General features: G+C 37.6%; 23 protein-coding genes and 1 pseudogene. 19 read left to right on the top strand and 5 right to left on the bottom strand.

Annotated features, from left to right (window positions below):
- Positions 1-18 precede the first annotated feature (18 nt).
- The 10 genes and pseudogenes from ACFSW4_RS04185 (at position 19) to ACFSW4_RS04230 (ending at position 9431) form a co-directional block, all read left to right on the top strand.
- Complete coding sequence (locus tag ACFSW4_RS04185; RefSeq protein ID WP_377327632.1) at positions 19-387, top strand: VOC family protein; 369 nt, start codon at positions 19-21, stop codon at positions 385-387.
- Between the two features lie 70 nt (positions 388-457).
- Positions 458-1357 carry a diacylglycerol kinase gene (locus ACFSW4_RS04190; protein WP_054752701.1) on the top strand — a complete coding sequence of 300 codons (900 nt, stop codon included), beginning with the start codon at positions 458-460 and terminating at the stop codon, positions 1355-1357.
- Between the two features lie 410 nt (positions 1358-1767).
- Positions 1768-3144, top strand: a complete 1377-nt coding sequence (rlmD, locus tag ACFSW4_RS04195; RefSeq protein ID WP_054752613.1) for a 23S rRNA (uracil(1939)-C(5))-methyltransferase RlmD — start codon at positions 1768-1770, stop codon at positions 3142-3144.
- Between the two features lie 330 nt (positions 3145-3474).
- Positions 3475-4344: a DMT family transporter gene (locus ACFSW4_RS04200; RefSeq protein ID WP_377327634.1), complete on the top strand. Its 870-nt coding sequence runs from the start codon at positions 3475-3477 to the stop codon at positions 4342-4344.
- A 127-nt stretch (positions 4345-4471) separates the two neighbouring features.
- On the top strand, positions 4472-5905 hold the full coding sequence (gene rlmD / locus ACFSW4_RS04205; protein WP_377327636.1) for a 23S rRNA (uracil(1939)-C(5))-methyltransferase RlmD: 1434 nt from the start codon (positions 4472-4474) through the stop codon (positions 5903-5905).
- 132 nt (positions 5906-6037) lie between these two features.
- The gene (locus ACFSW4_RS04210) at positions 6038-7018 is read left to right on the top strand and encodes a tRNA dihydrouridine synthase (RefSeq protein WP_377327732.1); all 981 of its coding nucleotides are present in this window, start codon (positions 6038-6040) and stop codon (positions 7016-7018) included.
- 147 nt (positions 7019-7165) lie between these two features.
- Positions 7166-8032, top strand: coding sequence for an AraC family transcriptional regulator (locus ACFSW4_RS04215; RefSeq protein ID WP_279401420.1), 867 nt, complete (start codon positions 7166-7168; stop codon positions 8030-8032).
- A gap of 114 nt (positions 8033-8146) precedes the next feature.
- Positions 8147-8379, top strand: a pseudogene (locus ACFSW4_RS04220) (iron chaperone); the annotation flags it as partial.
- Between the two features lie 104 nt (positions 8380-8483).
- Positions 8484-8885: an NUDIX hydrolase gene (locus ACFSW4_RS04225; RefSeq protein ID WP_377327638.1), complete on the top strand. Its 402-nt coding sequence runs from the start codon at positions 8484-8486 to the stop codon at positions 8883-8885.
- Between the two features lie 21 nt (positions 8886-8906).
- Complete coding sequence (locus ACFSW4_RS04230) at positions 8907-9431, top strand: NUDIX hydrolase (protein ID WP_054752608.1); 525 nt, start codon at positions 8907-8909, stop codon at positions 9429-9431.
- A 43-nt stretch (positions 9432-9474) separates the two neighbouring features.
- On the opposite strand, the gene ACFSW4_RS04235 is transcribed toward ACFSW4_RS04230, so the two are convergent.
- Entirely contained in the window at positions 9475-9687 is a 213-nt protein-coding gene (locus tag ACFSW4_RS04235; RefSeq protein WP_377327640.1) for a hypothetical protein, read from the bottom strand.
- Positions 9688-9819: 132 nt separating this feature from the next.
- Here ACFSW4_RS04235 and ACFSW4_RS04240 point away from each other — a divergent pair, with 132 nt between their 5' ends.
- Positions 9820-10128: a DUF3784 domain-containing protein gene (locus ACFSW4_RS04240; RefSeq protein WP_377327642.1), complete on the top strand. Its 309-nt coding sequence runs from the start codon at positions 9820-9822 to the stop codon at positions 10126-10128.
- A gap of 237 nt (positions 10129-10365) precedes the next feature.
- Here ACFSW4_RS04240 and ACFSW4_RS04245 read toward each other — a convergent pair whose 3' ends face one another.
- Positions 10366-11088, bottom strand: coding sequence for a polysaccharide deacetylase family protein (locus ACFSW4_RS04245; RefSeq protein ID WP_377327644.1), 723 nt, complete (start codon positions 11086-11088; stop codon positions 10366-10368).
- 104 nt (positions 11089-11192) lie between these two features.
- On the opposite strand from ACFSW4_RS04245, the gene ACFSW4_RS04250 reads away from it, so the two are divergent.
- From ACFSW4_RS04250 to ACFSW4_RS04270, 5 genes are all read left to right on the top strand, one after another.
- Entirely contained in the window at positions 11193-11645 is a 453-nt protein-coding gene (locus ACFSW4_RS04250) for an 8-oxo-dGTP diphosphatase (protein WP_377327646.1), read from the top strand.
- Between the two features lie 231 nt (positions 11646-11876).
- Positions 11877-13385, top strand: coding sequence for a sodium/proline symporter PutP (gene putP, locus ACFSW4_RS04255; RefSeq protein ID WP_377327648.1), 1509 nt, complete (start codon positions 11877-11879; stop codon positions 13383-13385).
- 478 nt (positions 13386-13863) lie between these two features.
- Complete coding sequence (locus ACFSW4_RS04260; protein ID WP_377327650.1) at positions 13864-14421, top strand: cupin domain-containing protein; 558 nt, start codon at positions 13864-13866, stop codon at positions 14419-14421.
- A 95-nt stretch (positions 14422-14516) separates the two neighbouring features.
- Positions 14517-14933: a DUF1284 domain-containing protein gene (locus tag ACFSW4_RS04265; RefSeq protein ID WP_054752603.1), complete on the top strand. Its 417-nt coding sequence runs from the start codon at positions 14517-14519 to the stop codon at positions 14931-14933.
- Between the two features lie 533 nt (positions 14934-15466).
- Complete coding sequence (locus ACFSW4_RS04270) at positions 15467-15943, top strand: DUF4188 domain-containing protein (RefSeq protein WP_377327652.1); 477 nt, start codon at positions 15467-15469, stop codon at positions 15941-15943.
- Between the two features lie 34 nt (positions 15944-15977).
- Here the strand turns inward: ACFSW4_RS04270 and ACFSW4_RS04275 are convergent, their stop codons facing one another.
- Entirely contained in the window at positions 15978-17132 is a 1155-nt protein-coding gene (locus ACFSW4_RS04275; RefSeq protein WP_377327654.1) for an MFS transporter, read from the bottom strand.
- A 153-nt stretch (positions 17133-17285) separates the two neighbouring features.
- On the opposite strand from ACFSW4_RS04275, the gene ACFSW4_RS04280 reads away from it, so the two are divergent.
- On the top strand, positions 17286-18278 hold the full coding sequence (locus ACFSW4_RS04280) for an MsnO8 family LLM class oxidoreductase (RefSeq protein WP_377327656.1): 993 nt from the start codon (positions 17286-17288) through the stop codon (positions 18276-18278).
- A 194-nt stretch (positions 18279-18472) separates the two neighbouring features.
- Here the strand turns inward: ACFSW4_RS04280 and ACFSW4_RS04285 are convergent, their stop codons facing one another.
- Positions 18473-19009 (bottom strand): hypothetical protein, encoded by a 537-nt coding sequence (locus tag ACFSW4_RS04285; protein ID WP_377327658.1) that lies wholly within the window; start codon positions 19007-19009, stop codon positions 18473-18475.
- 489 nt (positions 19010-19498) lie between these two features.
- On the opposite strand from ACFSW4_RS04285, the gene ACFSW4_RS04290 reads away from it, so the two are divergent.
- Positions 19499-21280, top strand: coding sequence for a methyl-accepting chemotaxis protein (locus tag ACFSW4_RS04290; protein ID WP_377327660.1), 1782 nt, complete (start codon positions 19499-19501; stop codon positions 21278-21280).
- A 170-nt stretch (positions 21281-21450) separates the two neighbouring features.
- Here the strand turns inward: ACFSW4_RS04290 and ACFSW4_RS04295 are convergent, their stop codons facing one another.
- On the bottom strand, positions 21451-24666 hold the full coding sequence (locus tag ACFSW4_RS04295; protein ID WP_377327662.1) for a DEAD/DEAH box helicase: 3216 nt from the start codon (positions 24664-24666) through the stop codon (positions 21451-21453).
- Between the two features lie 101 nt (positions 24667-24767).
- Between ACFSW4_RS04295 and ACFSW4_RS04300 the strand changes: the two genes are divergently transcribed.
- On the top strand, positions 24768-25541 hold the full coding sequence (locus tag ACFSW4_RS04300; RefSeq protein WP_377327664.1) for a Cof-type HAD-IIB family hydrolase: 774 nt from the start codon (positions 24768-24770) through the stop codon (positions 25539-25541).
- The last annotated feature ends 195 nt before the right edge of the window (positions 25542-25736 follow it).

Raw genomic sequence — 25736 nt, forward strand, 5'->3', positions numbered from 1 at the left:
GAGAGGAGATGCTGGGGAATGAGTTTTACGTTCAAGCAAATTGATCATGTACAATTAGCCGCACCAAGAGGTTCAGAAGATGAAGCAAGAGCATTTTTTATTGATGCTTTAGGGTTTGAAGAAGTTGAAAAGCCAGAAGCTCTTAAGAAAAACGGAGGCGTCTGGTTTCAACGTGGTGATATTCAAATCCATATTGGTGTAGAAGAACCGTTTAACCCAGCTAAGAAAGCACATCCAGCACTAGAAGTTACCAATCTTGATGAGCTCATGAAACACCTTGAAGGAAAAGGGGTTGCTTATAAACAAGATAACAAGCTGCCAGGCGCTGACCGAATCTATGTAACTGACCCGTTCGGGAATCGTATTGAAATTTTAGAATGGCAGTAAAAAGTACTTCCATTATTTATCAAAGAGGAGTATGCTTGAATTAGATAAGCAATTTACAGAAGGTGAGAGTATGAAACGAGCTCGTGTCATTTATAACCCAACATCAGGACGAGAGGCAATGCGAAAAGCATTACCTGAGGTCCTTGAAACATTAGAAATCGCAGGGTTCGAAACGTCGGCTCACGCAACTACAGGGGATGGTTGTGCAAGAGACGCTGCAAAATTGGCCTGCGATCGTGAATTTGATCTTATTGTAGCTGCAGGCGGAGACGGAACGGTCAATGAAGTCGTAGATGGTATGGCAAGGGCAGATTACCGTCCAAGACTTGGGATTCTTCCAATGGGGACAACAAACGATTTTGCGAGGGCTATACGTGTTCCACGTGATTTCAGGCGCGCATTAAAAATCATTGTTGAAGGCCATACGAAGAAACTTGATATTGGCCGAGTGAACGACCATCACTTTATGAATATTGCTGGTGGCGGCAGACTCACAGAGTTAACATATGAAGTACCAAGCAAGCTTAAAACGGTGTTAGGGCAGCTTGCCTATTACTTAAAAGGAATCGAGATGCTTCCGTCACTAAGGCCAACTAAAGTTCGCATCGAATATGATGACCAAGTGATGGAAGAAGAGATTATGATGTTCCTCGTATCTAATTCGAATTCAGTAGGTGGATTTGAAAAGCTAGCGCCACATGCGACAATGGATGATGGCTACTTTGACTTAATGATTTTAAAGAAGTTAAATTTAGCTGAGTTTGTCTTGTTAGCAAACAAAGCACTTCGAGGACAACATATCGAAGATGAACACATTGTATATGCACACGCTAATCAAATTAAAGTCACCCCAGAAGATCCATCCATGCAGTTGAATTTAGATGGAGAATACGGTGGGAATTTGCCTGGCACATTTGAAGTACTTCATAAGCATATTGAATTTTTCTTACCAAAAGAAGAGATAGAATAAAAATAGAGCAATTCATTTTGGGGAAATGGTGTCCCGAATGAATTGCTTTTTTATTACAAAAACACGAATATACGTTCGTTATTTTGTTCAATTTAATTTAATTGGATCAGTACTTTGGACAAAAATAAACTACCTTGCTTAAAAGGGAAGCAAGGTAGTGAAGAAAAAAACAACTATTAGAGTAAACAGCCTTATCTTGCTCAAGGACTGCGTGGGGTGGGATGTTGGAGCATCCCACCTTATTTAAGTATATGCCACATAAATGTGACACATACAACTATTTACTTATAATTATAATCAAGACTAAGTGATTGTCAATTATTTTAATGGTATGTAGCGGTTCTTACTTTAAATCGGTACATGTCTTAACGTATAATATTAAAGTAATGAAGATAGAAGGACGGATTTAAATGGCGAAAAAAGCTGCACCAGTTAAGAAAAATGAATACATAGATTTAGAATTTGTTGATTTGACCCATGAAGGAAATGGTGTCGGGAAAATTGATGGTTATCCAGTGTTTGTCCCGTACGGATTACCTGGTGAAAAAGCTAAAGTAAAAATCGTTAAAGTTAAGAAAAATATAGCTTTTGGCAAGCTAATTGAGTTAATTGAACCAAGCGAAGATCGCATTGAACCACCTTGTGAAGTATTTTACCAATGTGGTGGCTGTCAAATTCAGCACATGACATATGAGCGCCAGCTTAAGATGAAGCAAAAACAAGTGCAAGATGTGATGCACAAAATTGCCCACATGTCGGATGTACCTGTCCACCCTGTTATTGGAATGGACGAGCCGTGGAGTTATCGTAATAAAGTTCAAATTCCTGTTGGCAAACGTGATGGGAAGGTATTAACAGGATTTTATCAAAAACGCAGTCACCGTATAATCAATATGGATACTTGTCCAGTTCAAAACGAGGCGAATGATCATATCGTACGAGAGATGAGCGGTATTATAGAAGAACTTGGCATCGAGCCTTATGATGAAGAAACACATCGTGGTGTGATTCGACACATCGTCGTTCGTTCCGGTTATCATACAGGCGAGATGATGGTCGTTCTTGTGACGCGAACGAAGGACATCCCACACCAAGACAAACTTGTTGAAAAAATTAAAGCATTTGACTCTAATATTAAAGGTATTATCCAGAACTATAACCCTAAGCAGACGAACGTCATCATAGGACGCGAGTCGAAAATGTTATGGGGAAAAGATGTCATTATTGATAAAATCGGAGAGTTGGAATTTGCGATTTCAGCGCATTCTTTCTTCCAGGTGAATCCTGAACAGACTGAGCGCCTCTATGACCAAGCTTTACAATTTGCGAATTTAACCGGTAAGGAAACGGTCATTGATGCTTATTGCGGGATTGGAAGCATATCACTTTTCTTAGCTCAACATGCGAAGAAAGTTTATGGCGTAGAAGTAGTACCACAAGCAGTTGACGATGCAAAGGACAACGCGAAACGAAACCATATTGATAATGCAGAGTTCTTTGTTGGTGAAGCAGAAAAAGTGATGCCTTGGTGGAAAGCACAAGGACTAAAGCCAGATGTCATTGTTGTTGACCCTCCGCGTAAGGGCTGTGATGAAGAACTACTAAAAGCCATGATAGATATGAAACCAGAGAAAATTGTGTATGTATCATGTAATCCATCAACATTAGCTCGTGATATCAAAATTCTGGCTAATGGCGGTTATAGTGCTAAACAGATCCAACCAGTCGATATGTTTCCTCAGAGTAATCATATTGAGAGCGTGACAGAATTGGTGTTGGAAAATTAGTCAAAATTAGCTTAATAAACTAATTAAATATTAAAAATGTATTAAAATATGGGCATTGAATTGTAAAACAATTTAATGCTCTTTTTTTGTATTCGTATAAAATGCGCCTACACAAAAAATTAAAATTTTACCATTTTAAAAAATGTTGTAATAGTGCTCATCTTTACTAGAAATTGAGGTTTGGATAAGAAAAATAAAGGAAATGTATTAACACCTTTTTAGAAATCATATGTTTGATGGTAAGAAAAATTCGCTTAATGCCCTCTAAATTCACTTAAGGTTTTCAAAAGGGTGAGCTTAAAGTTGTATCATTACGTAAGGAGGCACAAAATGAGATTTGCAGGTGTAGGTTTAGTTATGCTCGCTGCTATATGCTGGGGGATTACTGGTGGGATTGCTGATATTTTAATGAGCAAGGGCTGGGACCCTCTTGTGATTTCATTTTACCGTGGTGCTGTTGGGTTTTTAGGTTTTTTTGTATGGTTTCTTATGCGCTTTAGACAAAATTGGATCAACTCACCTCAATTATATTTCTGGTCCATATTGGCGGGTATTGGTGTAGCTGGAAACTTTACTTTTTATTTTTTAAGTATTCAAGCCTCAAGTGTAGCTGTGGCAGCTACACTAATGTACACTGCACCTGTAATCGTTCTTTTAATTTCTTTTATATTTCGAATAGAGCGTTCTACTTGGTTTAAATGGGGTAGTATTGCAGGCGTCATTTTAGGGATCGTCCTCCTTACAGGTGCCTATAACACCGATTCGATTTCCGTTAGTTTTATAGGGGTGGCTGCAGGAATTGGTGCTGGTCTTTCCTATGCTGTATTCATTTTTGGCTTTAAAAATGCTTCTTCTAAAGGAAAACCACAGCCATCGTTATTCATCGCCTTTATCACATTTTGTTTAATACTTTTTATCTTTTCGGATAATAGTGAAGCAGCTGCTGTGTTGACATCGAATGATCTAGGTTGGTTTATTCTCATAGGAATTGTGGGGTCAGGTCTATCATTTATACTCTATATGATTGGAATTAGGCGAACTACACCAACAACTGCTTCTATGGTTGCTATGGTAGAACCAGTGACGGCTTCATTATTTGGTGTTCTGATTCTTGGAGATCATTTGTCCATCATTCAACTTCTTGGAATGGTGATCATCTTGTTTACGGTTACTTTACTGTGCGTAAAGCAGTCCGACTAAATTTGTCGAGTAAGGTATCGAGCTAATTATGTTGATTAAAAGGTTCTTTTTAAAGTATATTTTACTGAAAGCTATGGGTAGCTTATAATAGAGTGTCAAACACAAAAGAAAAGTTGGTAGGTTCCAAATGTCAAAACGTAAAAATAATGGGTTCAAAAAGAGACCTAATAAACAATTCAAAAACCAAAATAGACAGGCCGGGACGGGCAAACAAAGCCAAGGTAAGAAAATTGCCACTACTGAAGTCACTTGTCAGGGTCTTACTAGTGAAGGTAAAGGAATCGTTCAATGGGACGGGAAGCAGCTTGAGGTTGAACAGTTACTCCCGGGTGAAAAGGCTGAAGTTACGATTTATAAAAAGGGACGCTTTTTCAATGCAGAAATTAAGCGTCTGATTAATTTCTCAGATGACAGAGCAAGGCAACCTAAAAAGTATGATGATGAATGTGGTGGTTGTCAGATTCAGCACATGACCTATGAAGCACAAACTCGGTTCAAGCAAAAGGTCGTCGATGACCTTATGAAACCATTCGGTAAGCCAGAACCGATTATAACCATGGACCACCCTTATGATTACCGAAATAAAAATGTGATGACGTTTGGCCTAAATAAAAAGCGGCAAATAATCAGCGGGCTATACGCACCAAATTCTCATCGAATTATCCCAATGATGGGGTCCATCATTCATGACCCGAAAGCCGATGAGATTATCCAAACGGTCACGGATTTAGCTAAGTCCTTTAAGCTCCAACCATACAACGAAGATACAGGTCAAGGCTTTTTAAGGCACGTCATGGTCAAAGTCGGTAAAAAGAGCGGAGAGATCATGGTTGTGATCGTCGCTGCTTCACCTATGTTCAAAGGTAAGAAGAACTTTGTGAAAGCCTTGCGAAAAGACCATCCTGAAATCTCGACTATTTTGCTAAACATTAATCAAAGAAATGACAGCATGGTACTTGGGGATCAAGAAAAAGTCTTATTTGGTAAAGGAACGATTATAGATACGTTATGTGGTCTTGAATTTGAGATCTCTGCTAAATCCTTTTATCAAATTAATCCTGTTCAAACCGAAAAGCTTTATAACGAAGCTATTGAAATGGCAGGATTGATTGGTAAAGAAAAAGTGGTGGATGCTTACTGTGGAATTGGAACAATCGGACTTGTCGCAAGCAAAAAAGCTGGAAAAGTGATTGGTGTTGAATTAAACAATGATGCAGTTCGAGATGCGATACGAAACTCCAAGCGCAACGGAATACAGAATGCTAGGTTTTATCAAGCTGATGCTGGCGAGTACATGACACAATTAGCTGCGCAAGGTGAGAATATAGATGTTGTCTTTTTAGATCCACCTCGGAGCGGAAGTGATGAAGCCTTTTTATCTAGTTTAGTAAAATTAAAACCGTCTCGGGTCGTATATATCTCTTGTAATCCTGAGACTCAAGCACGTGACTTAAAGTACTTAACAAAAAAAGGCTATGAAGTTAAACGAATGCAGCCAGTTGATATGTTTCCACAGACGAGTCATATAGAGTCAATTGCTCTCTTAACAAAACAATCGTAGACTAAGCTTTCAATATTTTCCTAATTAAATTTCCTTGCACTTTTTGGCGATTGCTATTACATTATATAATGGCTAAAGATTACACAAACAATTATTTTGATATAGATTTGTAAGGAAAGGGTTCGAAGTATGATTAAGGATAATTTTTGGCATGAGTTGCCGAAGCCGTTTTTTGTGCTGGCGCCAATGGAAGCTGTGACGGACGTGGTGTTTCGCCATGTGATTACAGAAGCGGCAAGGCCTGATGTGTTCTTTACAGAGTTTACGAATACCGAAAGTTATTGTCATCCAGAAGGGCGCAATAGCTTGCGTGGTCGTTTGACATACACACAAGATGAACAACCCATTGTAGCTCATATTTGGGGAGATAAACCTGAATATTTCCGTCAAATGAGTATTGGGATGGCAGAAATGGGCTATCGTGGAGTGGATATTAACATGGGCTGCCCGGCACCAAATGTAGCCACAAAAGGTAAAGGGTGTGGACTTATTCGAAGGCCCGATGTTGCTGCAGAAATCGTCCAAGCAGCTAAAGCCGGCGGACTCCCTGTTAGTGTCAAAACAAGACTTGGATATTCAAGAGTCGATGAGTGGCACGATTGGTTAAGGCATTTGTTGGAACAGGATATCGTGAATTTATCCATTCACCTTCGTACCAAGAAGGAAATGAGTAATGTGCCGGCACACTGGGAGCTAATTCCTGAGATCAAAAAACTTCGTGACGAAGTAGCACCACACACACTACTCACCATCAACGGTGATATACCAGATCGTCAAAAGGGGCTGGAGCTCGCTCAAGAATATGGTGTTGACGGTGTTATGATTGGTCGCGGTGTTTTCCATAATCCTTTTGCGTTTGAAAAAGAGAAAAAAGAGCACACAAGCGAGGAGTTGCTTGATCTTCTGAGACTGCAACTCGATCTTCATGACAAATATTCTGAAGAACTTGAACCGCGAGTGTTTAAGCCACTTCGCCGTTTCTTTAAAATTTATGTTAAAGGCTTTCGCGGGGCGAGTGAGCTTAGAAATAAACTGATGAGCACGGAAACGACTGATGAAGTCCGCGAATTGCTAGATGCTTACGCAAGCAATTATAAAGAACCTGTGCGTTAATATAACGATTATAGAAGAGCATGTCCGGTGGGATTTGCTCTTTTTTTATCATGTATAATTAAATTAAATCCAACTAAATCCGTTTCTTTTTCATCGGGTATCGTTGTTGAATGGGTTATATAATCAACTCATGAAGGAGGGAATGAATTGCTTAAAAGTATGAACGAAGCGTTAGAGTATATTGAAGATCATTTAAATGAAGAGATAGACTACAAAGAGCTTGAGAAGATATCTGGAACATCTTTATATCATTTCAGAAGGATGTTCACCTTTCTTTCAGGCATGACGTTAGGTGAGTATATACGTAATAGAAGGTTCTCTAACGCCACTTTTGACTTACTGAACGAAGGAATGAGTGTAACTGAAGCAGCCTTTAAATACGGTTATGAATCGGTAGATGGATTTTCACGTGCTTTTAAAGATTGGTCTGGTATTAATCCTTCTAAAGTTAAAATAGAAAATACACTTAAAGCATTCCCAAAACTCTCCTTCCAATTAACGATACAAGGAGGAATAGATATGGACTATAAGATTATGAAAAAAGAACCGTTTAAGATTGTAGGAGTGAAGAAAAGAGTTCCAATACAATTTGAAGGAGAAAATGAGGAGATTTTAAAATTAGCTAGAAGTATTTCACCTGAACAAAGAGAAAAGTTGAATAACTATGCAAATGTAGAACCTTATCAAGTCGTGAACGCCTCTTATAATTTTGAAGGTGATATGCAGGAAGAACAAGGAAGTCTTGATCATATGATTGGTGTGTTAACGACTAAAGAAGTAGACGAAGGTGAATTTGAAGTAGTAGAAGTGCCCGCTTTAAATTGGGCCATCTTTTCGTCTAAAGGTGAATTTCCAAAAGTCATGCAGGACACTTGGGCAAAAATTGCTTCTGAATGGCTACCTTCTTCAGATTATGAATTGGTGGAAGCACCCAATATATCATTTACAGGTGATCTATCTGATCGGTCTAATGTATATAGTGAAATTTGGTATGCTGTAAAGAAAAAAAGGTGAAAAATAGTCGGTTAATAAAGTTACAAACTTTCAAACAAACGTTTGATTTAATTTTTAGAATCCACCTGAAGGAAGTCCTAATTCGTTAGGGCTTCTTTTTTTTCTTAGAATTGAAATCATGATACATTTATTATTGTTTTTAGTGTTGCTAAAAAACATATGTCTGTTGCCCCAGAAGGTGTCACAATAAAACATGTCGAGGATGATATCAACAAGTTTGCTATGATTATACAAAGGAAATCATACGCATTCCTTGGAACGAGAAAGTAGATTATTCGTTACTCGAGAAAATAATTGACTTTAATATTTGGGATAAAAAGGATTATACGACTTTTTGGAGAAAATAACTTTTAAGAGGCTGTTGGTTAAGACCAGTCTTTATTTATTTAATAATATTTTTCACTAATACAATAAAGTTTTAAAAGTTAACTTTACATAAAGGAAGGTAGTTATGTCTAAGTCATTTTCTCGTGTTTTAATAAAAGACAAAAATCATCGCTTGTTAATGGTTCAAGATCGAAAAGGGGAGTGGAACTTTCCTGGAGGTAAACTCGAAAAAGGTGAATCGCTTCTTCAATGTGCGATTAGAGAAGTAAAAGAAGAAGTTAACGTACAAGTGACGAATTTAATCGAACTCTATGAAGATGTGTTTATTTTCAATGATGTTCACTGGAACGGACTTTTTTATTTCGCAAAATCCGCAAACGGCATTCCAACAATAAATGAGTTTGATAAATTTGAAGATATGAAATTTATCGAGCATGATTATGAAGCTGAATTTCATACTGAATTAACAAATACCTATCATGAATTATTTAAACGTGTTGAATCACTTTCTACTGATTGGAATTAATTTAACTGATATAAAAGGAGAATGAATTTGGAAATTTGGGATATCTACGATCAACAAAGAAATAAAACTGAGAGGCAAATGAGACGTGGTGATGCTTTTGGTCTTGAAGATTATCATTTAGTTGTGCATGTATGCCTATTTAACGATAAAGGTGAAATGCTTATTCAACAGCGTCAAACAAATCGTGACCACTGGCCAAGTATGTGGGATTTAACTGTTGGCGGAAGTGCCATTGCTGGTGAGGACCCTCAGCAGGCAGCTGAACGTGAAGTGAAAGAAGAGCTAGGATATGAGATTGATTTAACCAATCAGCGTCCGTCTTTAACAATCAATTTTGATCATGGTTTTGATGATATTTTTATAGTAAAAACGAACGTTGACATCTGTAGTTTACCTATACCTACAGAGGAAGTGCAAGAGGTTAAATGGGCTTCTAAAGATACAATCCTAACAAAAATTGAGGAAGGTTCATTTCTACCGTACTATCATTCTTTAATTCATTTATTGTTTGATATGAAAGATCACATGGGGGCACATCGACTATAGAATTTTATATTAAATGGGCGTTACCTCTAAATCGAGGTAGTGCTCATTTATTTTTTTCCTCTTTAAGAGACTTGATTTCTTCTAATAATATAATAGTACACGCCACAATTAACCCAGCAAGTAGAATCATTCCCATATAAGCTGGATGAAAGTATGATGCATAGGCTCCATCTCCTGGTAAAAATCGATAAAAGAATGGCAAAATCCAAAAGATAAGTAGGTAAAATCCAAGCATGGTTCCTAGAATATATTTCATGTCATTTCCCCCTTAATATCATTAGATTACCAATTTTTTCTGCTTACCACAAATGTCTATACGTAACGTTACTTGAAACTTTTTTATTTGTTCAATCGTAATGATTAAAAAGGACGTTTGGAGGTTTAGAAAATGGCTTCAGGAATCATTGTCATCATATTATTAATTACAATCGGTGTTTTATTATTAAAAGGGAAAGCCACTTTTCTTATTGCTGGCTACAATACATTGTCCGAAACAGAACGTGAAAAAATAGACGAATTTAAACTCTCAAAATTCACAGGTAAAATCGTGTTAACCATAGCTCTATCTATTGCGATATTAGTTGCGGCTGATTATTCCGAAGCTAGTATATTTTATTTTATAGGTTTTGGGATAATGATTCTAAGCATAATTTGGGGATTAGCCGTTTTAGTTAAAAAAGATTGGTTTAGACGATAGATAAAGAGGATGCCATACGTGAGCGCGTTCATAATGTTGTTCTGCATGAAGAAGCTGATGAAAAAACAGCTGTGCTTATTGGGCTCATTAAAGCATGTAGTTTAGACACAATGATTTTTCAAAAAGTGATCTTCTACAAGCCAAAAACACATTAAACACATTATGAAAATCAACGCTCACAGTAAAGCCGTTGTTGCTGCCACTGCTGCAGCATCTTCTTCTAATAGTTAAGGTTTCTTATTTTCTTCTATCTCTTTTCTCCTTTAATTCACTAACCGTCACAAATTTATATCCCTTCTTCTTAAGCTGTGTAATCATACCATCGACGGAATTTAAAGAAGCATCTCTGTGTTCATACATGACATGCAACAATACAATAGAACCAGGTTCAATGTTCTCAGAGACATAATTGGCGATTGCCTCGGGGTCATCAGAGATGTCGGGCATAAAATCTGGTTCTAAATTCCACATAATTGCTTGTCGGTCATGATTCGATAGGTACAGCGGAAGTGTCACTAGTTTTCTTCCATATGGTGGTCTAAACGTAATCTCTTCTTCGTAACCTATTTCACGAATCAAGCCATCTGTTTTCTCAATTTCCTCTTCAACAAAAGAATAAGATTTGAAGATCATTCTTTTATGAGTGTAAGAATGATTTCCAATTTCATGACCAGCATCAACAATGTTTCTTGCTGCCTCTTTGTTCTGCTCTATTGCCTCTCCTACTAAATAAAACGTTCCTTTAACATTGTGTTCATCTAGTATAGATAGGATTTCATCCGCGTTTGGCCCAGGCCCATCATCAAATGTAAGAGCGACAACCTTATCTTCAGTTTCAATTTGAGTCACTGGATCCCCGATTAATTGAAAGGTTCGTGATTTTGATAGTTCATTAATACCGTAACCTGCCAAGATTATGAATATCAGGATAACTAATATTATTTTTAAGCGTTTTTTCATTTTTATCACCCTAATTTGATTCCTTCTAGTCTTCTGTCAATTTAATAGATACATATATTATATGATAATATGTTTATAAGAGCTAATGACAAGGGGTTTTTGATATGGGAAAAAGTGAACAAGTTATTTTAACGAATATGTGCATGGTTTATGATGATGAACAAATCTTAGTACAAGATCGTGTCGGAAAATCGTGGCCAGGTATCACATTCCCTGGTGGTCATGTTGAACCAGGGGAATCTTTTGTTGATTCAGTCATTAGAGAGGTTTATGAGGAAACGGGTCTTACGATTTTTAATCCAGAGATTTGCGGCGTTAAACAATTTTATACGAAAAATGGTGAGCGCTATATGGTTCTATTTTATAAGACGAATCAGTATAAGGGTGAATTAAAGGCATCGGATGAAGGTGAGGTATTTTGGATTCATAAAAATGAACTTAAAGATTATCAACTAGCAAATGATTTCGAAATCATGTACAAAGTATTTGATTCTAATGAGATCAGTGAATTTTTCTATGATCAGTCAGGTGAGAATTGGAGTGTTAAACTGTTGTAGTTATTTTATGACAGGTATGTCCGAAGGTTTTAATGAATAGTTTATACTAGGACTAAAATTTGAATCTTCCGAATTTTAGTGTAGAATATTAACACAATCAAAAAAGGAGGAGGAAGGATTAATGGAGGAGTACAGTCTATCATTTTGGACATGGTTTTGGCTTTTTGTGCCTATGTCTATTGTCGTTATTTTTTCTTTCATATCTTTGTTGAGAGGGCGTGACAAACAATAATGGATTCAGCGACTTTAATAACATTTATCATTTACATAGTTGGAATGTTGTTACTAGGAATTGTTGGGTATAAATTAACTAGTAACTTATCGGATTATTTTCTAGGTGGCCGTAAGCTTGGCCCAGGTGTTGCCGCTTTAAGTGCAGGCGCCTCGGATATGAGTAGTTGGCTGCTTCTTGGTTTACCAGGTGCGATTTATCTCTCTGGTTTAGCAGAAGCTTGGATCGCAGTAGGTTTAACGATTGGTGCTTATTTAAACTGGCAGTTCGTTGCGAAGCGATTACGCGTTTATACTGAAGTATCAAACAATGCGATTACAATTCCTGACTTTTTTGAACAGCGTTTTCGAGATCGTTCTCGTGCACTGAGACTTGCGTCTGCATCAGTTATTCTTTTATTCTTTACGTTTTATACTGCTTCTGGTCTTGTAGGCGGAGCGAAATTATTTAGTAGTAGTTTCGGTTTATCTATGACGAATGCACTTATTATTGGAAGTATTGTAATTATTGGTTATACATTTCTCGGTGGATTTATTGCCGTTAGCTGGACTGATTTTATTCAAGGTTTATTAATGTTTTTAGCTCTTATAGTATTACCAATTCTGGCTATTCAAAATGCTGGTGGCTGGAATGAAGCCGTTAATGTCGTAGGAAATTTAACTGATGGTCAAAATTTAGAGATGGTTAAAGGTGTCTCAACGATTGGAATTATTTCATCGCTTGCTTGGGGCCTGGGTTATTTTGGTCAACCTCATATCTTGGTAAGATTTATGGCGATTCGATCAACGAAAGACGTTCCGAAAGCTAGATTTATTGGTATGACATGGATGGTATTATCGTTATTCGGTGCCGTTTTTGTAGGGATTGCAGGTTATGCGTATATCGCAACAAATGATGTATCTGCAGCCTTAGCAGAAAGAGGGATTGAAGTATCTGGTGGCGTATTAGCTGACGAAGAGACTGTATTCATAGCTTTAACACAATTATTAACTCACCCAATTGTAGCGGGTATTTTGCTAGCTGCTATATTAGCGGCGATTATGAGTACCGTAGACTCACAGCTATTAGTATCGTCTTCTGCTGTAGCTGAGGACTTTTACAAAGGTTTTATTAGAAAAAATGCTTCAAATAAAGAACTTGTATGGGTAGCTCGTATATCGGTTATTGTAATTGCGCTATTAGCGGTTTGGATCGCTTCAGCGAATGAGAAGCTAGTGTTAGAACTAGTAGCCTATGCTTGGGCAGGATTTGGAGCAGCGTTCGGGCCAATTATCTTGCTTTCGTTATTCTGGAAGCGCATGACACGAAACGGGGCACTGCTCGGTATTATCACAGGTGCCGTAACCGTTGTGGTGTGGTCTGAATTCGTTAAAAGTGACCTATATGAATTAGTGCCTGGATTCTTTTTAGCAGGTGCTGTTGCGATTATCGTTAGCTTACTAGGTCAAGCGCCTAGTCAAGAAATACAAGAGGAATTTGATCAAGCTCGTGAACAAGCGAACGGATAGGTTAAAGGTAGCTCAACTGGATTTCAGTTGAGCTATTTTTTAATAGACAAGGGGATAGGTTAGTCACCCCGTTTAAACTTACAATCAATAGCGACTTACTGCATGTGTGACCATGTCCCGCTCGCTTACTGATAAGTATAACGTGAAAATAACAACATATTTACTAGACAATTCTCTCGGTTACTAGACAATTTGATCCAAATACTAGACAAAAATAAAAATTTACTAGACAAAATTAAACATTTACTAGACAATTTCGCGATTTTACTAGAAGATTTTTCTTAATACTAGACAATTCAAAAGGAGACTGGTTGCTCTCCTCATCATAAAGGTTTCCATCAGTTGATCGATAAATTCTTGAATGTTCACTTCAGTGATTTTTTCATGTATTAAAGAAACACATGGATGATTCTTACACATTTATTAGGCCTTCGCATAGGATAAAGTGGAATAATGGAATTAGAAAGGAGAAAACAATATGTATCACTACCCTGGTGGATATAACCCGTGGTACCAAGCGAGACCGAATAATTGGGGGCCTAATAACTGGAATCAAGCTTCGTGGAACATGATGCCGAATCAACAAATGCCTAATCAAATGAATCAACAGCACTTAATAAGCGGCCGAGAGGATTTTGGTGGAAATCCATTTGTCGTTGATATGGAAAAGGCAACGACAAATAATGATTATTTTAGACGTGCGTTATGGACTGGAGAGTACTTACAGGTAACACTAATGAGTATTGGTGTGGGAGAAGATATCGGACTGGAGGTTCATCCTGACACCGATCAATTTTTACGAATTGAAGAAGGGCAAGGTTTGACGATGATGGGTGATAGCGAAAATCGACTAGATTTCAGACAGCCTGTATATGCCGATGATGCGATCATGATTCCTGCTGGAAAATACCATAATTTAATTAACACAGGTAACACACCTCTTAAACTATATTCTATTTATGCACCACCTGAACATCCATTTGGAACCGTGCATGAGACAAAGCAAGATGCAATGGAAGCAGAAGAAAATCACTAATTACTTAGGGGCTTGAAAATCCAAGTCCCTTTTTATATGCTTAGAATAAATGTTAACCGAAAAATAAATCAAGTTAACAATAGAGGGGCGTTATCATGTATTTACTTAGAGGTCATCATCTTTTTTGCTTACTTGGATATAGAGGGATGGGCTACTCAAAAGAATATGTAGAAAACATGACTCAATTACACCAACAGCTAAGACAAGAACCTAAGACTCTAGTAAAGTTTGTAAAAGGTCCGGATTGTCTATGTGAAAAGTACCCCAATTCGGGAGACTATCATTGTGAGGATCAGCACATTTATGACCGGGATGCCACCATATTAGAAAAATTAGGTTTTGAGGTAGGACAAGTTGTACCTTGGACAGAGGTAGAAAATCAGATTAAAGAGAACGTAGTGCCGTCTGATCTATCATCCATCTGCGATACATGTTCTTGGCGTACATATGGAGTTTGCGAGGAAGGTGTTCAAGACATTATAGATGGTAATGGATTAAGGAAGGTTGAATAGGATAGAGTATAGGTAGGAAGCCGTTACCATTTAATAGAGCATTCATAGATTATTAATATAATCCTTAGTAGAAAGGAAATGCTCTATGTGTGATTATTGTAAGAAAAAGAAAGATCATCATCATAATTATTACCTTGATTTATTGTTAGGTTATAAACATGGCACATGTTCTTGTCACAAGAAGAAGCACGTTAAAAAGGTTTGTTGTATTGAAGAGTATGATCATTATGGATGCGGATGCCATAAGTGCCACAAGAAAAAAACTAAAAAAGTCTGTTGTTATTTCTATCATTGGTAGGGGTAAGGAAGTGCCTTACTCCTTTTTTCTATTTAAAGAACCATTAATGCGTTTTTTGGTTCCATATAATAGCATACTAAGTCTATTCGTGAGAAATTTGGAATCATTGTCTACCAAAAAAGGACCATTCCTTAAAAGAAAAGGCTCATCAGAATTGTTTTCACCATTCTACTAGAAAAAAATTATTCTAATAACTCGCCTGTGTTTATATATTAGTGATAGAGGAGGGTGTCTGATGGGGGAACGGATCTATACGGGGAGATTTACAACCGAAAATACTGAAGAAATCGTTGTTTTTACAATTGGAATGCGAATTAATAAGTACCGAAAAATACATAAGTGGTGGCCGGTATTTCGTGCGATGCCGAAGATGTTAAAAGAGTTGTACGAGCATCAGGATGAATTAGGTTTTTATTCGCATGAAATGTCCATGGGGACGCGTACGATTAAACTTGTTCAGTATTGGCGATCATTGGACGAACTATTGGCGTACTCCAAAGGTGATCTGCACCTAGAAGCTTGGAGGAAGTTTAATCAAAAGATTGGTCATACAAAGGATGTAGGCATTTTCCATGAAACGTTTGTGCTAAATCCAGGGCAATATGAAAATATCTATGGCAACATGCCAATCTATGGAATGGCCAAGGCATTAGGACACCAGAAGGTTGAACCAAAACGTAGGACAGCGTTAAAACGTCTACAACAAAAATAAAAATCGTGGGGATACCCCACGATTTTTAATATATTTAAGCTTTTTTACCATACGGAAGAATGTGATAAAGCGTCATAAAGATGGTACCTGCTACGGCGATTAGTCCCATCACAAAATATAATGTACCTCCGCCATAGACATCGATTAGTGCTCCTCCGATTAACGATCCAATAATCCCCGAAATTCCGAAGAACACTGCATAGAACAGCAAGTGTCCAGTTGATTGCGTTAGCTTAGGGATGAGTCGAGTGACGTAATCAAGTGAGGCTAAATATAGCACTCCGAATGTTAGACCATGTGTGAATTGCAGGGCAAGTACGACCCAGTAAGAATCTGCTGAAGCAAATAAGAACCAACGGAAACTATAGATCACACCTGCTAAAATGACAAAGATTAGCGTGTGATATTTTTTAAACCAATAACCTGCTGTTGCAAATACAATGGCTTCACTGATGACTCCAATAAACCATGCCGAACCAATCACAAAGTTTGTCCCGCCCAGCTGATTAATGTAAAGGCCAATAAAACTATCATTCGCACGGTGCGAAATGGTTAAGAACATCATAAAAAATAAGAAAATCACAAATGGTTTGTTTTGCAAAAGTCGTTTAAAGTCTGCAAAACTAACTGGTTCTTTCGAGACTTCAACATCCTTTACTCTAAACGTTACAAATAAAGCGATAAATGCAAATGCTAAATAAGGCCAAATCATATATTCGACACCTGTTAAGGTTAAAACGAGGCCGATCGCAAGGGAGGATGTCGCAAACCCGATAGAACCCCAAGTTCTGATGGTTCCAAACGATACGCCTAAATCATCAGCCCGCCTTTGAGCTAAACTATCTCCAAGTGCCCCCACTGGTGTTGCGAAAAAGTAAAAGAAAAATCCTACGAACATAATCCATAGAAAATGAGACATACTTAAGAAAATCGAACTGAAGATAATTAAGCCAAACACGCATATTAGAAGAATTTTTTTGACGGTTTTATATTTATCACTTAAATATCCCCAAAATGGTTGAGCGATAATAGAAGCAAGTGGACCTACGGCTAAAACCCAGCCAATTTGAGCGCCCGTTAATCCTTTTCCTTCAAGATATACAGGTAAATAGCTGATAATAATCGTATTCGTCGCATGAAATGCAAATAATAAGGTTTTGAGTGGTGTTAATGATTGTTGTTCTGTCATACGTAAACCTCTGTTTCTATAATATTCAACGTTATTTACTATATCTTATTTCATGTCAAAATTAAACAAATAAAACTCATGATTAGACGAAACGTTTAGATTTGTTTTACTATAAAAAAGTAATGAGTAAATATAAAGTAAGGAGATATATATATGAGATTAAGCATATTAGACCAAGCACCTGTGACAAAAGGGAATACAGCAGAGCAAGCATTAAAGAATGCAGAAGAACTGGCGATTTTAGGAGAAGAGCTAGGCTATCATAGAATGTGGATGGCAGAGCATCATGGAACCAACGCACTCGCAAGTTCAGCTCCTGAAATTACAACGGCACATATGGCTGCTAAGACGAGTCGCATCCGACTGGGGACTGGCGGCGTTATGATGATGCATTATTCACCACTTAAACTTGCTGAAGTATTTAAAACGCTTAGCGCATTTGCACCTGGCAGAATTGATTTCGGAGTAGGGCGAGCACCAGGTGGCGATCACTTTAGTATGTATGCGATGTCTGAAGGGCGCCAGCCGATGTTAAATAATATGTATGAGAAATTCGAAACGGCTCTCCAATACATTAGTGACCAAGTTCCGACAGAGGAACTGTATAGCCGAACGATGGCAACACCATCAGGAATCAAGCTACCTGAAGCGTGGCTGCTAGGTTCTAGTGGGAATAGTGCGATGAAAGCTGGTGAGATGGGAGTTGGTTATTCGTTTGCTCAATTTTTTAATGGTGAGCTATCGAAAGAAATTTTAGATACTTATCGTATTAATTTTATTCCAACTGAATTTATGGACAAACCTGAGATTAATGTATCGTATATGGTGACAGTGGCTGAGACGGAAGAAGAAGCTGAATTTCAAGCAGGACCACAAGATATTTCCAGACTTAAGCTTATGAAAGGTGAGATTACCCAAAATATCACACCAGAAGAAGCGCAGGAGTACCCGCTAACTGAGATGGATCGCATGCGTATTCAAGAAGCTCGCAAGCTGCATTTAGTCGGTTCAGCGAAAGACGTCGCTCAACAACTTCGAGATGAAAAAGAGATGTACGGATTTGATGAAGCGATGATTGTGAGTATCCCTCATTCACAGGAAAAGCGTTTGAATGTCTATCGATTATTAGCAAATGAATTACTTTAAGTGAGAGTCCAATTATTAACGGGTTCCGTTGTGGGGTGTAAAACGTCAAATCGCAGTTAAAACCGCAATGCAAATCACATTAGAAATCACACAAAAAAGGACTTAGAAAAAATTCTAAGCCCTTTTAGCATGGATTTTCCTTCTTCAACTAACGTCCGCGTTTGTTGAAGAAGGAATTGTTGTTAAAATTAATTTTATTTTGCTACTCTAATTATTTGTTCTACAATTTCGTAAGCTCTTTCTTCAGAAATTTCTGTTAAGCGAAACTCCCCAGAATAAGTACCACTATCCAGATTAAATATAACAAAAAGCACGTTTTTATTTTCTATTTTATGGTACTCTACTTCAGTATCATTAATCATTTTTGTGTTACTAGGCGAACTACTTTGTTTCCCGTCATTAAACGTTAATTTAAAGACTAGAGGTTCTCCACCATAAATACCATATAAAACTTCAGAACCCATATTTTCCTCATATTTTTCTATATATTCCTCGTCTTTTTTATTCCCTAATTGTTTCGAATATTCGATAATTAAATCTTTATGTTTCCCAAACGGTCCTGTTTCAATTATTGCTGATGTAATGGAGTAATCTTGCAAGTGCGGAATATATACATCTGTATCAAACGTATCATTTACTTGTTCTTGAAAAGGAACTACATCTTCATTCACAGAAGAAGAACAAGCACTTAGATATATAGAAAATAATACTAAAAATAAAGTATTTTTCATTCGGATATCCCCTTAAAAATTTAAACTATTCTCCCTAAGAGCTTCTTAAACTTTCCTGCCCCGTTACTTTAAGTACAATCCTTCACAAACTTTTTATATTCTGATATCTATTTTAACATAATTTTCTATTTAACCTGGATATAAAATACAATTCACGCCAAAATCACAACCGATTCACACCTACTACAATATTTATTTCAGCCCTTGTGAATAGCTGTGTGTTTTAGAGTGCGATTATAATAGTAAAACCCTATAAAACCCTGATATTACAGCAAAATAATACACATAAATTCAAATGCGAATTCACGTGCGAATTAGTATGTGTTTCTGTCTGTTTGCACCCCTGAACGGAACCGGTTATCCAATTATTGGGCTCTTTTTTATTTCGTTTATTAAATTTCGACAACAATTTACGTTTTTCACTAAATGATCTTCATTTCTAACCGATATTTATTTATATAGAGACCATCAAGGGGGAGAGGTGTCAGGGTGAAAATCTTTCATTCAATTAAAGCCAAATTAATTATTATGATGTTGGTATTGTTAATTATCCCTTTAGTCATTGTAGGGTTCATTAACTATAGCCAGACAGCCGTTCTAGAGAAGTCAATTATTCCTAAAAATGTCTTAGAACAAACAGACAACGATTTCAAACAAACGTTTGATGAGTATGAAGGCATTTTACAACAAATCGCTCAGTCTGAAGAATTGCAGCATGAAGATCAGGCAGGTGTTGAAACGAGTGAAACTTATAGCCATTTACCAGGAGCAAATGAACCTGAGTTGGTTGAGTTTTACGAAGGGTATTTATCTGAACAAGTTTCTGATCATGAATACATATTAAATTCATATTTAGCAACACCTGAAGGAGCTATTTATTTTTCATCTGTACCATCAAGTGAATCTGATTTATCGGAATTTGATGCAACAACAAGAAGCTGGTATCAGGGTGCAATGGACCAGCAGGGAGAGGTTATTTGGACTGAACCATATTTTGATGCAGTGACAGGTGGGTCAGTCATTACACTAGCAACAACTGTTACGGATTCAAGTGGTGATGTGGTTGGTGTTTATGGAATTGATTTTAAGATGGGAGCACTCGCAACCGAATTGCGAAATCAGACGTTACTTACAACCATTATTATTTCTGCTATTGCAATCGTAATCGGTACACTTGCGGTTATTTTCTTTGTTCGTTTAATTACGAAAAAGTTATACGCAGTTCAAGAAGGGTTATCAAATGTCGCAAATGGCGACCTTACTCAGCCAGTTGATGTAGATAGTAAGGACGAATTAGGCCAGCTTGCCGATAGTTATAATCAAATGGTGGAGAATATGCGGAACTTGATCTCTAACGTGATTGAAACGTCTGAGCAAGTGGCAGCATCATCAGAAGAATTAAGCGCCAATGCAGATGAAACGACTACAGCTTCAGAGCAGATTTCAAGTTCGATTCAGGAAGTTTCAAATGGTAACGAGAAAACAGTTGAGAATGTCAATCGTTCAAGGAACTTTGTTGGTGAGATTTCAAATAATATTAACGAAATTTCAGAACGGACAGAGCGCGTGACACAATCTTCCGTTGAGACATCGAATAAAGCAGCGGAAGGTGAACAAGTCATTAATCAAGCTGTCAATCAAATGGAAAGCATCAGTTCAAATGTTTCAAATATAGGCGGTGTGATTAAAGAACTTGATCAACGTTCAAATGAAATTGAAGACATTATTAAAATGATCAATGATATTTCTGAACAAACTAACCTTCTAGCACTCAATGCTGCGATTGAAGCTGCGCGTGCCGGTGAGCATGGTAAAGGCTTTGCCGTTGTTGCGGATGAGGTAAGGAAGTTAGCTGAACAATCTACGAATTCTACGGTTGAGATTTCTAGAATTATTAATGAAATTCGTACTCAAACGACACAGGCAGTTGAGTCTGTTGAGAAAGGGGTTATTACGGTGGATGAAGGGCGAACACTGGTCAATCAAGCGGGACAGTCCTTTAACGAAATATCAGCTGCCGTGACCCAAGTTTCATCTAGAATGAAAGAAGTTAATGAGTCGATTAGCAACATAGAAGAACGTAATGAGTCATTAGTTCAAACTATGGAAGAACTTAATAATTATACAGAAAATACATCAGGCTTAGCTCAAGAAGTCGCAAGTGCGGCAGAAGAGCAGACAGCATCTGTTGAAGAAGTGACATCAGCAAGCTCTGTGCTCGCTGAAATGGCAGTGGAACTGCAAGAGACAGCTGCTAAGTTTAAGATTTAACTAAAAAAAGCTATTGCGACGTGTTCGCAATAGCTTTTTATCATATAAAAGGTTCGATAAAATTCATTTTGGGTTCGATAAATTAACAATTTTTACTTCGTCGACAGAATTCGTGGCTGATATTTTTAAAAATGGGGTCGATAAATTCCAAATAAGGGTCGATATTGCCTCTAAATGCTTAACAACTCCCTAATCTCATCTTCATTCAGACTACTAAACATCGTTTCACCTGGTTTAATCACGTTTTCAATCAATTCTCGTTTTCGTTGTTGTAAGGAATAGATTTTTTCCTCAATCGTGCCCTTCGTAATTAAACGGTGCACTTGGACAACGTTTTTCTGACCGATTCGGTGCGCACGTCCAGCAGCTTGCTCTTCAACAGCAGGATTCCACCATAGATCATACAGGATGACGGTGTCAGCTCCTGTTAAGTTCAGCCCGGTACCACCGGCTTTAAGAGATATAAGGAAAATTTCTTTTTCACCGTCATTAAACCGGTTAACCTTTTCGACGCGTTCTTTTGAAGGTGTTTGACCATCTAGATAAAAAACATCACGGCCTTCTTCTTCAAATTCCTTTTTCATGATTTTAAGCATGCTCGCAAACTGAGAAAAAATCAGGATGCGATGACCGTTCTCACGGGCACTATCAACCATATCGAGTAGCTGGTTCATTTTACCTGACTCCCCGTCGTAGCCCTCGATAAATAATGAAGGATGACAACAGAGCTGACGAAGCCTTGTCAGTCCAGCTAAAATTTTCATTCGATTTTTCTGAAGTCCCTCACTTAAGGCATCGGCCGTCTCGTTTTTAATTTTATCTAAGTAACCAAGGTACAATTCTTTCTGTTGTTTGGTTAAATCCGAATACTGCACGGATTCAATTTTATCTGGTAATTCTTTTAACACATCTTGTTTCACGCGGCGCAGGATAAATGGCCGGCTCATGCTTGAAATCTGATCTTCTGATAAGTTTTTGAATTCCTTTTTGTTAGGAAAAAACTTAGGCAGAATCACGTCAAAAATGGACCATAATTCATCGAGTGAATTTTCAATCGGTGTACCACTTAAAGCAAAACGTTCCTTCGCCCGAATGGAACGGACTGCTTTAGCTTGTTTGGTTAAATGGTTTTTAATGGCCTGCGCTTCATCAAGGATAAGCGTTGAGAACTGCAACTCTTCATATTGCTCGCTGTCCTGGCGTAGAAGCGGATAAGATGTGATCAACACATCCACATCTTGTAATTGTTCTAAAAGCTGTTTTCGTTCGCCGGCTGTTCCGCTTATAATTTGAACCTGCATGGTTGGCGCAAATTTCTCAAATTCTGCTTGCCAATTATAAACGAGAGAGGCAGGCGAAACGACTAGAGCTGGCATAGAATCTGGGTACTTTTCGCGCTGAGAAAGTAAAAAGGCAATACTTTGCAATGTTTTACCTAGACCCATGTCGTCTGCCAAAATGCCTCCAAATCCATAACGACTTAATGAAGATAACCACTGAAAGCCTGTTTTCTGATAATCACGAAGATCAGCATCTAAGGTATCTGGTAATGGTGTTGTAGCCTGACTCGGTGATTTAATATCATCAATAAGTTGCTGAAAGGCTTCATTGTATTTTTTCTTCATTCCTTGTGATACGGCATCTTCTAGCTGTAAGCCTCGGTACGACGGTAGCTGTACAGATCCATTTTCAACATCTTTAGGTTTTAAGTTTAAATCATTCAGCAAGTGTGTCATCTGTGTTAGTGATTCGTCCTGAAGCGGAACAAAAGAGCCATTTGGAAGTCTGTAGTAACGCTTCCTCTCCACAACCGATTGCAAAAGCTGACTGATTTCTTCGTGGTCAATATCACCAATATCAAAATTGACTTCTAAGTAGTTTTGGTTAGAGTCGTAATCAACATTGATTGTTGGGTAATCAATCTCATCAAATAATAAATTTTTCACAGCCTGTGTTAAATAAACATCAACTTCATCTTCAACGACAGGCAGTTGTTCATATAGAAAACTAAAAATCTCGAGTTCTGAATTTAAATAAAGCTCATCTCCATTATACTTAAACCCGGCGTGTTCAATAAATCGCATCACTTGCTGTTCTTTAGCATGGTCCCGAACTAATATTTTATCTTTGGGCTGATGGCTATTAGACGGCTTCATTGGATCTATTGAGATGTTGTGGTAGTTATAACGCACCTGTGCCGTTAATCTTAGCCCATCCCAATCGAGATGCATGGTCGTCTTGAGAGTCGGTTTTACCATTGATTCAGAGACTTTTTCAGATAGTTCAACCTGACCGATTTGTTCAAGATTAGGCAGCACTTGTGAGATGAACGTATCAATTTGGTGTGGCTGGATATGAATTTTATCTAAACCTTGGATATGTTTAAAAGAACGATCCACGACTTCTTTTTGTTGGTCATTTAGCTTAAACAAAGAATTATTAACCTGGATAAGGTCATAATTCTTAATATAATTTGCATGCGGCATCAAACTTAAATTAAGTTCGTATCCTTGTGAAGATTCATTTAATTGGAAATCGAATGGTACAATATCATGCGCGCACTCAAAGTATGAATAGTTACGCAGTTCATCTTTAAACTCAGCACCTGACTCAGCTAATAACGGCAATAACTGATCTGCAAAGGCAGGTGGGATCACCATCCCTTTTGAAGATGAACCTTGACTAAACCGGCTGTCGTAAAATTCATCGTTCTTATAAATATCGATTAAAATCTTAATGATTTGATCATCATAACTCGTAAACATATGCTGATCTGGCTGATAGGAAAAGTTCGGTGTAAACATATGCTCATCTTGATTCATGACACTTTCGATAAATCGTTTTAAGTTTTTAACAACGTACGTCCGTCCAACTCCTACCTTCATTTCAATTGAAAATTGATAACCGAGCCAGAGTTTGCGGTCTAAAATTAACGTGAATTCAGTTTCGAGCACATCCAAATTCTGTGACATCTGGTTATTAGACTTTAGAGAATCTGTAAAAGCATCAATTAACATACTAGAATGATCTATCTCTTGGGAAGGCCTTGAATTTCCGAATAACGTTTGGATTAATTGATCTTTTTGTGAGGCTTTTTTAGTTTCTTGTTCATCGCTAGACTTTTCAGCAATTTTAAATAAAACTGCTACAACGTGCTTACATTCACCAAATGTATCATGTGCAGGACACGAACAATGATGGGAATAATCATCACTTTCAAGGTTTATATGAACAAGATATGGCTCTGAACCATTAACGGTTGCCATCCAAGAATTACTTTCTGGTACAAATTTTAAGTTTTTGACGGCGTTACGTTTAAAATAATTTTGTCCCCTTGAATACATTCTTTTTTGAAATCTATTTTTAATCTCGGATTTTGTTATCAATTCTCACTCACCCTAACGTTTTACGCTATTACCATCTTAACATTTTTTATGACATTTTATACGAGGAAGTGTTATGATTCTTAAGGGAAAGGAAGGGTCAAATGAAAAAGCATATTGTATTTTTTGATATAGATGGAACGTTATTGGATCAACATAAGAAATTACCTGACAGTACAAAAGAAGCCATTAAACGGCTTCAGGAAAACGGTCACGAAGCTGCAATCGCAACTGGACGAGCTCCTTTTATGTTCAAAGAGCTGCGTGAGGAATTAGGAATTGATACTTACGTTAGTTATAACGGACAGTATGTCGTGCTAAATGGTAAAGTCATTTACAAAAGTCCACTGGACAAAAGAGCTCTAGAAGCATTGACGGAAAAAGCTTTAGAACATGACCATCCAATTGTGTATATGGATGCAGAGGATATGAAAGCCAATGTCCCTGATCATGATTATATTAATGAGAGTATTTCAACGCTGAAAATTGATCAGTATCCAGCGCATGATCCAGATTATATAGGACGCGAGTTGTACCAGTCACTCTTGTTTTGTGTGAAAGGGGAAGAGCAGCCCTATGTCGATCAGTTTGAGGAATTTGATTTTATAAGATGGCATCGTGTGTCTGTTGATATCCTACCTGCGGGAGGGTCCAAAGCAGAAGGAATTGATCGAGTCATAGACGAAATTGGCATTCCTTCTGAAAGGCAAGTGGCCTTTGGAGATGCACTAAATGATTTAGAAATGTTAAAGAAGATCTATCATAGTTTTGCGATGGGAAACGGACTTGTAGAAGCTAAAAAAGCAGCTAAGTATGTAACTGCAGGCGTTGATGAAAACGGTATTTATGAAGGGTTAAAACAACTAAAATTAATCTAACAAGCTGTGTCAAAATGCTTCGCTTTCCGCAGGCACGGCGCGGGCTTCCCCAAACTCGTTCCGTTCGTTTGGCGTGATTTTCAGCTCGTGCTGTTCCTGGAGGAGTCTTGCATTTTGACTACGCTAATAACACTCAAATTCGTTTATAGAAAAGCTATTTTTATTTTATCCCATCCTCTATTTTATAGCTGAATA

Origin of the sequence: Piscibacillus salipiscarius, assembly GCF_042685285.1 — a bacterium.
Lineage (GTDB): Bacteria > Bacillota > Bacilli > Bacillales > Alkalibacillaceae > Piscibacillus > Piscibacillus salipiscarius.

Bases quoted from the DNA above. Each gene is read 5' to 3' on its own strand.
- rlmD (WP_377327636.1), top strand. From the start codon at position 4,472: ATGTCAAAACGTAAAAATAATGGGTTCAAAAAGAGACCTAATAAACAA.
- ACFSW4_RS04245 (WP_377327644.1), bottom strand. From the start codon at position 11,088: ATGAAAAAACGCTTAAAAATAATATTAGTTATCCTGATATTCATAATC.
- ACFSW4_RS04230 (WP_054752608.1), top strand. From the start codon at position 8,907: ATGAATTTGGAAATTTGGGATATCTACGATCAACAAAGAAATAAAACT.
- ACFSW4_RS04270 (WP_377327652.1), top strand. From the start codon at position 15,467: ATGGGGGAACGGATCTATACGGGGAGATTTACAACCGAAAATACTGAA.
- putP (WP_377327648.1), top strand. From the start codon at position 11,877: ATGGATTCAGCGACTTTAATAACATTTATCATTTACATAGTTGGAATG.
- ACFSW4_RS04280 (WP_377327656.1), top strand. From the start codon at position 17,286: ATGAGATTAAGCATATTAGACCAAGCACCTGTGACAAAAGGGAATACA.
- ACFSW4_RS04190 (WP_054752701.1), top strand. From the start codon at position 458: ATGAAACGAGCTCGTGTCATTTATAACCCAACATCAGGACGAGAGGCA.
- ACFSW4_RS04235 (WP_377327640.1), bottom strand. From the start codon at position 9,687: ATGAAATATATTCTAGGAACCATGCTTGGATTTTACCTACTTATCTTT.
- ACFSW4_RS04250 (WP_377327646.1), top strand. From the start codon at position 11,193: ATGGGAAAAAGTGAACAAGTTATTTTAACGAATATGTGCATGGTTTAT.
- ACFSW4_RS04275 (WP_377327654.1), bottom strand. From the start codon at position 17,132: ATGACAGAACAACAATCATTAACACCACTCAAAACCTTATTATTTGCA.
- rlmD (WP_054752613.1), top strand. From the start codon at position 1,768: ATGGCGAAAAAAGCTGCACCAGTTAAGAAAAATGAATACATAGATTTA.
- ACFSW4_RS04285 (WP_377327658.1), bottom strand. From the start codon at position 19,009: ATGAAAAATACTTTATTTTTAGTATTATTTTCTATATATCTAAGTGCT.
- ACFSW4_RS04265 (WP_054752603.1), top strand. From the start codon at position 14,517: ATGTATTTACTTAGAGGTCATCATCTTTTTTGCTTACTTGGATATAGA.
- ACFSW4_RS04260 (WP_377327650.1), top strand. From the start codon at position 13,864: ATGTATCACTACCCTGGTGGATATAACCCGTGGTACCAAGCGAGACCG.
- ACFSW4_RS04300 (WP_377327664.1), top strand. From the start codon at position 24,768: ATGAAAAAGCATATTGTATTTTTTGATATAGATGGAACGTTATTGGAT.
- ACFSW4_RS04240 (WP_377327642.1), top strand. From the start codon at position 9,820: ATGGCTTCAGGAATCATTGTCATCATATTATTAATTACAATCGGTGTT.
- ACFSW4_RS04185 (WP_377327632.1), top strand. From the start codon at position 19: ATGAGTTTTACGTTCAAGCAAATTGATCATGTACAATTAGCCGCACCA.
- ACFSW4_RS04225 (WP_377327638.1), top strand. From the start codon at position 8,484: ATGTCTAAGTCATTTTCTCGTGTTTTAATAAAAGACAAAAATCATCGC.
- ACFSW4_RS04200 (WP_377327634.1), top strand. From the start codon at position 3,475: ATGAGATTTGCAGGTGTAGGTTTAGTTATGCTCGCTGCTATATGCTGG.